Source organism: Mycobacterium sp. NGS24, assembly GCF_059813065.1.
Window position 1 is genome coordinate 314,095 of the sequence record NZ_JCALDW010000004.1, and the last position, 12,196, is coordinate 326,290.

At 66.7% G+C, this 12,196-nt stretch carries 11 protein-coding genes and 1 pseudogene; all 12 read left to right on the top strand.

The genetic code is table 11. The features are described from left to right. Window position 1 precedes the first annotated feature (1 nt). On the top strand, window positions 2-556 hold the full coding sequence (locus AC5Y6Y_RS09005; protein WP_463827556.1) for a NuoB/complex I 20 kDa subunit family protein: 555 nt from the start codon (window positions 2-4) through the stop codon (window positions 554-556). After that, on the top strand, window positions 553-1,278 hold the full coding sequence (locus AC5Y6Y_RS09010) for an NADH-quinone oxidoreductase subunit C (protein ID WP_463827555.1): 726 nt from the start codon (window positions 553-555) through the stop codon (window positions 1,276-1,278). Before AC5Y6Y_RS09005 ends, AC5Y6Y_RS09010 begins: the two co-directional genes overlap by 4 nt. Next, on the top strand, window positions 1,278-2,576 hold the full coding sequence (gene nuoD / locus AC5Y6Y_RS09015; protein WP_463827554.1) for an NADH dehydrogenase (quinone) subunit D: 1,299 nt from the start codon (window positions 1,278-1,280) through the stop codon (window positions 2,574-2,576). Before AC5Y6Y_RS09010 ends, nuoD begins: the two co-directional genes overlap by 1 nt. Further along, entirely contained in the window at window positions 2,573-3,346 is a 774-nt protein-coding gene (nuoE, locus tag AC5Y6Y_RS09020; protein ID WP_473139191.1) for an NADH-quinone oxidoreductase subunit NuoE, read from the top strand. Before nuoD ends, nuoE begins: the two co-directional genes overlap by 4 nt. Then, window positions 3,343-4,662, top strand: a complete 1,320-nt coding sequence (nuoF, locus tag AC5Y6Y_RS09025; RefSeq protein WP_463827552.1) for an NADH-quinone oxidoreductase subunit NuoF — start codon at window positions 3,343-3,345, stop codon at window positions 4,660-4,662. The genes nuoE and nuoF overlap by 4 nt, the downstream gene beginning before the upstream one ends. Next, window positions 4,659-7,103: an NADH-quinone oxidoreductase subunit G gene (locus AC5Y6Y_RS09030; RefSeq protein ID WP_473139192.1), complete on the top strand. Its 2,445-nt coding sequence runs from the start codon at window positions 4,659-4,661 to the stop codon at window positions 7,101-7,103. Before nuoF ends, AC5Y6Y_RS09030 begins: the two co-directional genes overlap by 4 nt. A 5-nt stretch (window positions 7,104-7,108) precedes the next feature. Next, window positions 7,109-8,371: an NADH-quinone oxidoreductase subunit NuoH gene (gene nuoH / locus AC5Y6Y_RS09035; RefSeq protein ID WP_463827778.1), complete on the top strand. Its 1,263-nt coding sequence runs from the start codon at window positions 7,109-7,111 to the stop codon at window positions 8,369-8,371. Beyond that, window positions 8,364-8,909 (top strand): NADH-quinone oxidoreductase subunit NuoI, encoded by a 546-nt coding sequence (nuoI, locus tag AC5Y6Y_RS09040; RefSeq protein WP_463827550.1) that lies wholly within the window; start codon window positions 8,364-8,366, stop codon window positions 8,907-8,909. Before nuoH ends, nuoI begins: the two co-directional genes overlap by 8 nt. Next, window positions 8,906-9,694 (top strand): NADH-quinone oxidoreductase subunit J, encoded by a 789-nt coding sequence (locus AC5Y6Y_RS09045; RefSeq protein WP_473139193.1) that lies wholly within the window; start codon window positions 8,906-8,908, stop codon window positions 9,692-9,694. The genes nuoI and AC5Y6Y_RS09045 overlap by 4 nt, the downstream gene beginning before the upstream one ends. Then, a complete protein-coding gene (gene nuoK / locus AC5Y6Y_RS09050) occupies window positions 9,691-9,990 on the top strand; it encodes an NADH-quinone oxidoreductase subunit NuoK (RefSeq protein WP_067408785.1) in 300 nt (99 codons plus the stop codon). Before AC5Y6Y_RS09045 ends, nuoK begins: the two co-directional genes overlap by 4 nt. Window positions 9,991-10,000: 10 nt before the next feature. Further along, entirely contained in the window at window positions 10,001-11,890 is a 1,890-nt protein-coding gene (gene nuoL / locus AC5Y6Y_RS09055; RefSeq protein ID WP_463827548.1) for an NADH-quinone oxidoreductase subunit L, read from the top strand. Beyond that, window positions 11,884-12,196, top strand: a pseudogene (locus AC5Y6Y_RS09060) (NADH-quinone oxidoreductase subunit M); the annotation flags it as partial. The gene nuoL and the pseudogene AC5Y6Y_RS09060, both read left to right, overlap by 7 nt.

Genomic DNA, 12,196 nt, shown 5'->3' on the forward strand with positions numbered 1-12,196 from the left:
CGTGGGACTCGAAGAACAGCTGCCCGGCGGGATCCTGCTGTCGACGGTCGAGAAGGTCGCGGGCTATGTCCGCAAGAACTCGCTGTGGCCGGCGACGTTCGGATTGGCCTGTTGTGCGATCGAGATGATGGCGACGGCCGGCCCGAGGTTCGACATCGCCCGGTTCGGCATGGAGCGCTTTTCAGCGACGCCGCGCCAAGCCGACCTGATGATCGTCGCGGGCCGGGTCAGCCAGAAGATGGCGCCGGTGCTGCGCCAGATCTACGACCAGATGGCCGAACCCAAGTGGGTCCTGGCGATGGGCGTGTGCGCATCTTCGGGTGGGATGTTCAACAACTACGCCGTGGTGCAGGGCGTGGACCATGTGGTGCCGGTGGACATCTACCTGCCCGGTTGTCCGCCGCGGCCCGAGATGCTGTTGTACGCAATCCTGAAGCTGCACGACAAGATTCAGGAGATGCCGTTGGGCGTCAACCGGGAGCGTGCCATCGCCGAGGCCGAAGAGGCGGCCATGGCGGCCAGGCCCACGATCGAGATGCGCGGAATGCTGCGATGAGCTCACCGGACAAGGATCCGCAGGGCGCAGCGGTCACCCCGGGCGTCCAGGTGCCGGTGGGCGGCGAAGTGATCGACGTCCGCCGCGGCATGTTCGGGGTGTCCGGCACCGGCGACACCTCCGGTTACGGTCGGCTGGTCCGCAAAGTGACACTGCCCGGTGGCAGCCCACGCCCCTACGGCAGCTACTTCGACGACATCGCCGACCGACTGGGCGAGGCCCTGTCGCGCGACGGCGTCGAGTTCGACGAGGCTATCGAGAAAGTGGTGGTCGACCGCGACGAACTCACGTTGCACGTGCACCGGGACCTGCTGCCGCAGGTGGCTCAGCGCCTGCGCGACGAGCCCGAGCTGCGGTTCGAGCTGTGCCTGGGTGTGAGCGGGGTGCACTACCCCAACGAGACGGGCCGGGAACTGCACGCGGTGTACCCACTCAAATCGATCACGCACAACCGTCGGCTGCGACTGGAAGTGTCTGCGCCAGACAGTGATCCGCACATCCCGTCACTGTTCGGTATCTACCCGACCAACGACTGGCACGAGCGCGAGACCTACGACTTCTTCGGGATCATCTTCGACGGACACCCGTCGCTGACCCGCATCGAGATGCCCGACGACTGGCACGGGCATCCGCAACGCAAGGACTACCCGCTGGGTGGTATCCCGGTCGAGTACAAGGGCGCGCAGATTCCGCCGCCCGACGAGCGCAGGGGTTACAACTGATGAGCACCACGGAAACCCTCGTCGTCGCCGGCGGCCAGGACTGGGACAAGGTCGTCGACGCCGCGCGCAACGCCGATCCCGGGGAGCGCATCGTCGTCAACATGGGCCCCCAGCACCCGTCCACCCACGGCGTGCTGCGGCTGATCCTCGAGATCGAAGGCGAGACGGTGACCGAGGCCCGGTGCGGGATCGGCTACCTGCACACCGGAATCGAGAAGAATCTCGAATACCGGTACTGGACGCAGGGCGTCACCTTTGTGACCCGGATGGATTATCTGGCACCGTTTTTCAACGAGACGGCGTTCTGCCTGGGCGTGGAGAAGCTGCTCGGCATCACCGACGAGATCCCCGAACGGGTCAACGTCATCCGGGTGATGATGATGGAACTGAACCGGATTTCTTCGCACCTGGTCGCGCTGGCCACCGGTGGGATGGAACTGGGCGCCATGACACCGATGTTCGTCGGCTTCCGGGCCCGTGAAATCGTCCTCACCCTGTTCGAGAAGATCACCGGCCTGCGGATGAACAGCGCCTACATCCGGCCGGGCGGACTGGCACAAGACCTGCCGCCCAACGGAATTGACGAGATCGCCGCCGCCCTCAAGGAGCTGCGGGTCCCGCTTCGCCAAATGGGCGAGCTGCTCAACGAGAACGCCATCTGGAAGGCCCGCACCGAGGACATCGGTTACCTGGACCTGACCGGTTGCATGGCACTGGGCATCACGGGTCCAATTCTGCGTGCCACCGGACTGCCGCACGACCTGCGCAAGAGTGAACCGTATTGCGGATACCAGGACTACGAATTTGACGTCATCACCGAAGACACCTGTGACGCCTACGGGCGCTACATCATCCGCGTCAACGAGATGTGGGAGTCGGTCAAGATCGTCGAGCAGTGTCTGGACAAGCTCAAGCCCGGCCCGACCATGGTTGAGGACCGCAAAATCGCTTGGCCCGCAGACCTTTACGTGGGCCCTGACGGGATGGGCAACTCACCCGAGCACATCGCCAAGATCATGGGCAGCTCGATGGAGGCTCTGATCCATCACTTCAAGCTGGTGACCGAGGGCATCCGGGTGCCAGCCGGCCAGGTGTACGTGGCGGTGGAGTCACCGCGCGGCGAACTCGGCGTGCACATGGTCAGCGACGGCGGTACCCGCCCCTATCGGGTGCACTACCGGGACCCGTCGTTCACCAACCTGCAGTCCGTCGCCGCAATGTGTGAGGGTGGCATGGTCGCCGACCTGATCACCGCCGTCGCGAGCATCGACCCGGTCATGGGCGGAGTGGACCGATGACAGTTCCGAATGTCGGAAGTAACGGTGGCGAAAGGGTTTTCCTCCGGCTCGGACCGCCGCCGGAGGAGCCGAGCCAGTTCGTCGTTGAGGGTGCGCCGCAGTCGTACCCGCCGGAAGTGCACTCGCGCCTGGAGGTCGAGGCCAAGGAGATCATCGCCAAGTACCCGAATAAGCGTTCGGCGTTGCTGCCGTTGCTGCATCTGGTGCAGGGCGAGGACTCCTACCTGACGCCGGCCGGTCTGGAATTCTGTGCGCGGCAACTGGATCTGACCGGTGCCGAGGTTTCGGCGGTGGCCAGCTTCTACACCATGTACCGGCGCGGTCCGACCGGTGACTACCTGGTGGGTGTGTGCACCAACACGCTGTGTGCGGTGATGGGCGGCGACGCGATATTCGACGACCTCAAAGAGCATCTCGGCATCGGCAACGACGAGACCACACCCGACGGCACCGTCACCTTGCAGCACATCGAATGCAACGCCGCCTGCGATTTCGCACCGGTGGTGATGGTCAACTGGGAGTTCTACGACAACCAGACTCCGCAGTCCGCGCGCGAACTCGTCGATTCGCTGCGCACCGGTGAACCGGTCGCGCCCACCCGGGGCGCACCGTTGTGCAAGTTCCGTGAGACGTCACGAATCCTGGCGGGCCTGCCGGATCAGCGTCCGGACGAAGGGCAGGGCGGCGCGGGAGCGGCCACGCTGGCCGGGCTGCGGGTGGCCAAGGAGAACGACATGGAAGCGCCGACCCCTGCGGGAGGCCAGTCATGACCACACCGCTGACGCCGGTCATCAGTCGCTACTGGGACGATCCCAAGTCCTGGACCATCGAGACCTACGAACGCCACGACGGATACCGGGCCATGAAGAAGGCCTTGGCCATGGCGCCCGACGACGTGATCGGCGCGGTCAAGGACTCCGGGTTGCGCGGGCGCGGCGGCGCGGGTTTCTCCACCGGGACCAAATGGTCGTTCATCCCGCAGGGCGATTCCGGCGCCGCGGCCAAACCGCACTACCTGGTGGTCAACGCCGACGAGTCCGAACCCGGTACCTGTAAAGACATTCCGCTGATGCTGGCCACCCCGCACGTCCTGGTCGAAGGCGTCATCATCGCCTCGTACGCGATCCGGGCCACCCACGCCTTCATCTACGTGCGCGGCGAAGTGGTGCCGGTGCTCCGACGGCTGCAGAACGCAGTGGCCGAGGCCTACGCCGCCGGCTATCTGGGCCGGGACATCGGCGGCTCGGGATATGACCTGGAGCTGGTGGTGCACGCCGGTGCGGGCGCCTACATCTGCGGCGAGGAAACCGCACTGCTCGACTCGCTGGAAGGGCGCCGCGGCCAGCCTCGGCTGCGTCCGCCGTTCCCGGCTGTGGCGGGTCTCTACGGATGCCCGACCGTGATCAACAATGTCGAGACCATCGCCAGCGTCCCGTCGATCATCCTGAACGGAGTCGAGTGGTTCCGTTCCATGGGTAGCGAGAAATCGCCCGGCTTCACGCTGTATTCGCTGTCCGGACACGTCACCAACCCCGGTCAGTACGAGGCGCCGCTGGGCATCACGCTGCGCGAGTTGCTCGACTACGCCGGCGGGATCCGGGCCGGGCACCGGCTCAAGTTCTGGACCCCGGGTGGGTCGTCGACGCCGCTGCTCACCGACGAACACCTCGACGTGCCGTTGGACTACGAAGGGGTCGGCGCGGCCGGTTCCATGCTCGGCACGAAGGCGTTGGAGATCTTCGACGAAACCACCTGCGTGGTACGGGCGGTGCGGCGCTGGACGGAGTTCTACAAGCACGAATCCTGCGGCAAGTGCACGCCGTGCCGGGAGGGCACCTTCTGGCTGGACAAGATCTACGCCCGCCTGGAAACCGGGCGCGGCACCCGCGAAGACCTGGACAAGCTGCAGGACATCGCGGACGCGATCCTCGGAAAGTCGTTCTGCGCGTTGGGTGACGGCGCCGCCAGTCCGGTGATGTCGTCCCTGAAACTCTTCCGCGACGAATACCTCGCCCACGTCGAGACGGGCGGCTGCCCGTTCGACCCCCGCGATTCGATGCTCACGTTGGATGGAGTAAGCGCGTGACCCAAACTGCCGACACCGAAAACCGCGTCGCTCAGCCGGAGATGGTGTCCCTCACCATCGATGACACCGAAATCAGCGTCCCCAAAGGAACTTTGGTGATCCGCGCGGCCGAGCTGATGGGTATCCAGATTCCCCGGTTCTGTGACCACCCGCTGCTCGACCCGGTCGGTGCCTGCCGGCAGTGCCTGGTCGAGGTGGAGGGTCAGCGCAAACCGCTGGCGTCGTGCACCACCGTGTGCACCGACGACATGGTGGTGCGCACCCAGCTCACCTCGCCGGCGGCCGACAAAGCCCAGCACGGCGTGATGGAACTGCTGCTGATCAACCACCCGTTGGACTGCCCGATGTGCGACAAGGGCGGCGAGTGTCCGCTGCAGAACCAGGCGATGTCCAACGGTCGCGCGGAGTCCCGCTTCACCGACCCCAAGCGCACTTTCGCCAAACCGATCAACATCTCCTCGCAGGTGCTGCTGGACCGCGAGCGCTGCATCCTGTGCGCCCGCTGCACCCGGTTCTCCGAACAGATCGCCGGCGACCCGTTCATCGACATGCAGGAGCGCGGCGCCCTTCAGCAGGTCGGCATCTACGCCAACGAACCGTTCGACTCCTACTTCTCCGGCAACACGGTGCAGATCTGCCCGGTGGGCGCGCTGACCGGGATGTCCTACCGGTTCCGGGCCCGCCCGTTCGACCTGGTGTCCAGCCCGAGCGTCTGCGAGCACTGCGCGGGCGGCTGCGCGACGCGCACCGACCACCGCCGCGGCAAGGTGATGCGTCGACTGGCCGGCGACGACCCGGAAGTCAACGAGGAGTGGGTCTGCGACAAGGGCCGCTGGGCCTTCACGTACGCGACCCAGCCCGACGTGCTGACCACTCCCCTACTGCGGGACGCCGACGGCACCCTGCAACCCGCGTCCTGGTCGCACGCCATCGTGGCCGCGGTCCAGGGACTGACTGCTGCCCGCGGCCGGACCGGAGTGCTGGTCGGCGGCCGGGGCACCTGGGAAGACGCCTACGCGTATGCCAAGTTTGCGCGAATCGTGTTGAACACCAACGACATCGACTTCCGCGCCCGACCGTACTCCGCCGAGGAGGCGGACTTCCTGGTGGCACGGGTGGCGGGCCGGCCGGTCACCGTCAGCTACTCGGATCTGGAGACCGCACCGGTGGTGGTGCTGGTGGGCTTCGAACCCGAGGACGAAGCGCCGGGAGTGTTCCTGCGGTTGCGTAAGGCGGCGCGCAAGAACGGCGTCCCGGTGTACGCGATCGCCCCGTTCGCCACCCGAGCGCTGAAGAAGATGTCGGGTCGGCTGGTGCAGACCGCGCCCGGGGATGAGCCGTCGGCGCTGGACGGTCTGGCCACCGGCGAGGTGGGCGACCTGCTCAGCACCCCCGGCGCAGTGATCCTGGTCGGTGAACGCCTGGCCACCGTGCCCGGCGGGTTCTCCGCCGTGGCGCGGCTGGCCGACTCGACCGGGGCGCGGGTGGCGTGGGTGCCGCGGCGGGCTGGTGAGCGCGGAGCGTTGGAAGCCGGGGCGCTGCCCGGGCTGTTGCCCGGTGGCCGTCCGGTGTCCGACGACGCCGCCCGCGCGCAGGTGGCCGCTGCCTGGCATGTCGACGAATTGCCTGCCGAGACAGGACGTGACGCCGACGGCATTCTGGCCGCCGCGACCGACGGGACGTTGGGTGCGCTGCTCGTCGGCGGGATCGAACCCGGCGACTTCGCCGATCCCGACGCGGTGCTGGCCGCGCTGGACGCGGCGCCGTTCGTAGTCAGCCTGGAACTACGGCACAGCGCCGTCACCGAACGAGCCGATGTGGTGTTCCCGGTCGCGCCCACCACGCAGAAGTCGGGCGCCTTCGTCAACTGGGAAGGCCGCTACCGCGGTTTCGAACCGGCGTTCCGCGGCACCTCGCTGCAGGCCCGCCAGTCCGACCACCGGGTGCTCGACACGCTGGCCGACGAGTTGGGCATCCACCTGAACTGCTCGACGGTGGAATCGGCTCGCGAGGAACTGTCCGCGCTGGGTACCTGGGACGGCAAGCGCGCGGCCGGCCCGCAGGTCGAGGCCGCGCCGCCCGGTCAGCCCGGCTCGGGTGAAGCGGTGCTGACCGGTTGGCGGTTGCTGCTGGACGCCGGTCGCGGGCAGGACGGCGAACCGCATCTGGCCGGGACCGCACGCAAACCGGCGGTTCGGCTGTCGGCCGGCACCGCTGCCGAAATCGGGGCGGTCGACGGTGCCGACGTCACCGTGAGCACGGACCGCGGCTCAATCACGTTGCCGCTCAACATCACCGACATGCCCGACCGGGTGGCCTGGCTGCCACTCAATTCGCCGGGTTCGGCGGTGCACCAGCAACTGGGCGTGACGATAGGCGCCGTCGTGCAGTTATCAGTGCAGGTTGCGGCGGGCAGCGATGTGCAGGAGCTGGGCGTATGAACGGTCTGACCGCCTTCGGACACGACCCGCTGTGGCTGGTGCTCATCAAGGCCGTCGGGATCTTCGGCTACCTGGTGCTGACGGTCCTGGTGGGAATCCTGGCCGAACGCAAGATCCTGGGTTACATGCAGCTGCGGCCGGGCCCGAACCGCACCGGGCCGTGGGGCACGCTGCAGAGTCTGGCCGACGGCGTCAAGCTGGCATTGAAGGAAAGCATCACCCCCAAGGGCGTCGACTGGTTCGTGTACTTCGCGGCACCGGCCATCTCGGCGATTCCCGCATTCACCGCCTTCGCCTTCATCCCGATGGGCCCGGAGGTGTCGATCTTCGGTCATTGGACGCCGCTGCAGCTGACCGACCTCCCGGTCGCGGTGCTGTTCATCCTGGGTTTGTCGGCCATCGGCGTCTACGGCATCGTGCTCGGCGGCTGGGCGTCGGGGTCCACCTACCCACTGCTGGGTGGGGTGCGCTCGACCGCCCAGGTGATCTCCTACGAGGTCGCGATGGGGTTGTCCTTCGCGGCGGTGTTCCTGTTCGCCGGCTCGATGTCGACATCGCAGATCGTGGCCGCGCAAGACCGCGTCTGGTACATCTTCCTGCTGCTGCCGTCCTTCGTGACCTACCTGATCTCGATGGTCGGCGAGACCAACCGGGCGCCGTTCGACCTGCCCGAGGCCGAAGGCGAGCTGGTCGCCGGTTTCCACACCGAGTACTCGTCACTGAAGTTCGCGATCTTCATGCTTGCCGAATACGTCAACATGACCACCGTTTCGGCGCTGGCGGCGACGATGTTCCTGGGCGGCTGGCACGCGCCGTGGCCGTTGAACCTGTGGGAAGGCGCCAATCACGGCTGGTGGCCGCTGCTGTGGTTCACCGCCAAGGTGTGGACGTTCCTGTTCATCTACTTCTGGCTGCGCGCCACGCTGCCCCGGTTTCGCTACGACCAGTTCATGTCGTTGGGCTGGAAGCTGCTGATCCCGGCCTCGCTGGTGTGGATCATGATCGCGGCCGTCATCCGCACCCTGAAGAACCAGGGCTATCAGCACTGGACCACGGTGCTCGTGATCAGCAGCCTGGTCGTGGCCGGGGTACTGATCGCCACCCTGCGAAAACCGTTCAGTGCGCCCAGCGCACGGGCACGGGCCCGCCAGCGCAGCAAACAACAGCAGGAAGCGGGCAGTGTCGAACCGGCATTCCCCGTCCCGCCGCTGCCCATGAAGAAGCTCGACCAACCCGTCGGCGCGGTAAAGGAGAAGGCGCGTGGCTAAATTCTTGGACGCCCTGGCCGGCTTCGGGGTGACATTCGGGTCGATGTTCAAAAAGAACATCACCGAGGAGTACCCGGAGAAGCCGGGGCCGGTGGCGCCCCGCTATCACGGCCGTCACCAGCTCAACCGCTACCCCGACGGGCTGGAGAAGTGCATCGGCTGCGAGTTGTGCGCCTGGTCCTGCCCGGCCGACGCGATCTACGTCGAAGGCGCGGACAACACCGAGGAGGCACGGTATTCGCCGGGTGAACGGTACGGCCGCGTGTACCAGATCAACTATCTGCGCTGCATCGGCTGCGGTCTGTGCATCGAGGCCTGCCCGACACGGGCGTTGACCATGACCAACGACTACGAGTTGGCCGACGACAATCGCGCCGACCTGATCTACGAGAAGGACCGGTTGCTGGCCCCGCTGCTGCAGGACATGCTGGCACCCCCGCACCCCCGCGCCGAGGGCGCCACCGACAAGGACTATTACCTCGGCAACATCACCCCCACCGGCCTGCGCAAGTCCCAGGAAGCCGGGGATCGGCGATGATTGCCAATCTGGCGGCGGACGTGCTGGTGCGCACCTCCACCGGCGAGGCCGTGATGTTCTGGGTGCTCGGCACCGCGGCGCTGATCGGCGCCCTCGGAGTGGTGCTGGCCGTCAACGCCGTCTACTCGGCGATGTACCTGGCAATGACCATGCTCATTCTCGCGGTCTTCTACATGGCCCAGGACGCGCTCTTCCTGGGTGTCGTCCAGGTGGTGGTCTACACCGGCGCGGTGATGATGCTGTTCCTGTTCGTGCTGATGCTGATCGGCGTCGACTCGGCGGAATCGCTGAAGGAGACGCTGCGCGGTCAGCGCGTCGCCGCTGTCGCCACCGGCATCGGGTTCGGCATCCTGCTGATCGCCGCCATCGGCAACGTAGCGACCGGCGGCTTCTCCGGCCTGAGTGCGGCCAACGGCAACGGGAACGTCGAAGGCCTTGCGGCGCTCATCTTCTCCCGCTACCTGTGGGCCTTCGAACTCACCAGTGCGCTGCTGATCACCGCAGCGGTCGGGGCGATGATCCTGGCGCACCGCGAGCGCTTCGAGCGCCGCAAGACCCAACGCGAGCTCGCCGAGGAACGCTTCCGTCCGGGTGGACACCCCACCCCCCTGCCCAACCCCGGTGTCTACGCGCGGCACAACGCCGTCGACGTGGCCGCGTTGCTCCCCGACGGCTCCTATTCGGAGCTGTCGGTCTCCAGGATCCTGCGCACGCGCGGGGCCGACGGTCTCGAAACCCCGTCCGCGGAAGCGGTTTCGGGTGGCCGCAAAGGGGACCGGTCATGAATCCGGCCAATTACCTGTACCTGTCGGCGCTGCTGTTCACCATCGGGGCCGCCGGAGTGCTGCTGCGGCGCAACGCCATCGTCATGTTCATGTGCGTCGAGCTGATGCTGAACGCGGTCAACCTGGCGTTCGTCACCTTCGCGCGCATGCACGGCAGGCTCGACGGACAGATGATCGCGTTCTTCACCATGGTGGTGGCCGCGTGTGAGGTCGTGATCGGCCTGGCCATCATCATGACCATTTTCCGGGCCCGCAAATCGGCGTCGGTCGACGACGCAAATCTACTCAAGGGTTAACGACGCCAACATGATTCACTACACCTGGCTGCTGGTGGCACTGCCTCTGGCGGGTGCCGCAATCCTGTTGTTCGGCGGCAGGCGCACCGACGCGTGGGGGCACTGGCTAGGCACCCTGGCCGCGCTCTCGGCATTCGGCGTGGGTGCGACGCTGCTCGCCGAGATGCTCGGCAGCGCCGAGGGCGACCGCACCATTCGCCAGACCCTGTTCAGCTGGATCCCGGTCGGCGGGCTGCAGGTCGACTTCGGGTTGCAGATCGACCAGCTGTCCATGTGTTTCGTGCTGCTGATCTCCGGCGTGGGATCGTTGATTCACATCTACTCGATCGCCTACATGGCCGAAGACGAGGACCGCCGCAGGTTTTTCGGGTATCTCAACCTGTTTTTGGCCTCCATGCTGCTGCTGGTGGTCGCTGACAACTACGTGCTGCTCTACGTCGGCTGGGAAGGCGTGGGCCTGGCGTCCTACCTGCTGATCGGCTTCTGGTACCACAAACCCACGGCGGCGACGGCGGCCAAGAAGGCGTTCGTGATGAACCGGGTCGGGGACGCCGGGCTGGCGCTGGCCATGTTCTTGATGTTCGCCACCTTCGGCACCGTCTCCTACAGCGGCGTCTTCGCCGGTGCGCCCGCCGCCAGCACCGGCGTGCTGAACGCGATAGGCCTGTTGCTGCTGATGGGGGCATGCGCCAAGTCGGCCCAGGTTCCGCTGCAAGCCTGGCTGGGCGACGCCATGGAGGGCCCGACCCCGGTGTCGGCGCTGATCCACGCCGCGACCATGGTGACCGCCGGTGTGTACCTGATAGTGCGGTCCAACCCGGTGTTCAACCTGGCGCCCGACGCGCGCCTGGCCGTCGTCATCGTCGGCGCCGTGACCCTGATGCTGGGGGCCTTCATCGGCTGCGCCAAAGACGACATCAAGCGCGCCCTGGCCGCATCGACAATGAGCCAGATCGGCTACATGGTGCTGGCCGCCGGCCTCGGCCCGGCCGGCTACCCGTTCGCGATCATGCACCTGCTCACCCACGGCTTCTTCAAAGCCGGCCTGTTCCTCGGCTCCGGGTCGATCATCCACGCCATGCACGAAGAACAGGACATGCGCCGCTACGGTGCGCTGCGCAAAGCCCTGCCGATCACGTTCGCCACGTTCGGGCTCGGCTACCTGGCGATCATCGGGGTCTGGCCCTTTGCCGGGTTCTTCTCCAAGGACGCGATCATCGAGGCGGCGCTGGGTTCCGGCGGCATCCGTGGCTACGTGCTGGGCGGGGCCGCGCTGTTGGGTGCGGGAATCACCGCGTTCTACATGACCCGCGTGATGCTGATGACGTTCTTCGGCAAGAAACGCTGGGCGCCCGGCTCGCATCCGCACGAGTCACCCGCGTTGATGACGGCGCCGATGATCCTGCTGGCGTTCGGCTCAGTGTTCTCCGGCTTCCTGTTCACCTATGGCGACTCCCTGCGGCGCTGGCTCGAACCGGTTGTCGGAGTGCACGAGGAGTCCGCGCACGGCATCCCGGCGTGGGCGGTCAGTGCCGCGGCCTTGAGTGTCGTCGTCGTCGGCATCGCGGTCGCCTACCGGATGTACGGCGGCAAGGCCGAGATCCCACGGGTGGCCCCGGCTCGGGTCTCGGTGCTGACCACCGCTGCACGCGCCGACGGTTACGGCGACGCCTTCAACGAGGAGGTCTTCATGCGCCCCGGTGCGCAACTGACACACGCGCTGGTCGAGGTCGACGACGCCGGCGTGGACGGCTCGGTCAACGGGCTCGCCGCGCTGGTGGGCCGGACGTCGAATCGGTTGCGCAGCCTGCAGACCGGCTTCGCCCGTAACTACGCGTTGTCGATGCTGCTCGGTGCCGCCGTGCTGGCCGGTGCGCTGCTGGCGGTGAACCTGTGGTGAACTTCCCCTGGCTGAGCGTGCTGTGGCTGCTGCCGCTGGCCGGCTCGGTGCTCATCATCCTGCTGCCGCCGGGGTTGCGCAGGGTGGCCAAGTGGACCGGCTTGGTGGTCAGCATCCTGACGCTGGCGGTTTCCCTGGTGGTCACGGTCGGATTCAAGGCCGGCGGAGATACCTACCAGTTCGTCGAAAAGCGCACCTGGATACCGGCTTTCGGGGCCGGTTACACGCTGGGCGTGGACGGTATCGCGCTGATCCTGGTGTTGCTGACCACGGTGCTGGTCCCGCTGCTGCTGGTGGCGGGCTGGA

Coding starts and splice junctions, on each gene's coding strand:
- AC5Y6Y_RS09010 (WP_463827555.1), top strand. CDS start 553: ATGAGCTCACCGGACAAGGATCCGCAGGGCGCAGCGGTCACCCCGGGC.
- nuoD (WP_463827554.1), top strand. CDS start 1,278: ATGAGCACCACGGAAACCCTCGTCGTCGCCGGCGGCCAGGACTGGGAC.
- nuoE (WP_473139191.1), top strand. CDS start 2,573: ATGACAGTTCCGAATGTCGGAAGTAACGGTGGCGAAAGGGTTTTCCTC.
- nuoF (WP_463827552.1), top strand. CDS start 3,343: ATGACCACACCGCTGACGCCGGTCATCAGTCGCTACTGGGACGATCCC.
- AC5Y6Y_RS09045 (WP_473139193.1), top strand. CDS start 8,906: ATGATTGCCAATCTGGCGGCGGACGTGCTGGTGCGCACCTCCACCGGC.
- nuoK (WP_067408785.1), top strand. CDS start 9,691: ATGAATCCGGCCAATTACCTGTACCTGTCGGCGCTGCTGTTCACCATC.
- nuoL (WP_463827548.1), top strand. CDS start 10,001: ATGATTCACTACACCTGGCTGCTGGTGGCACTGCCTCTGGCGGGTGCC.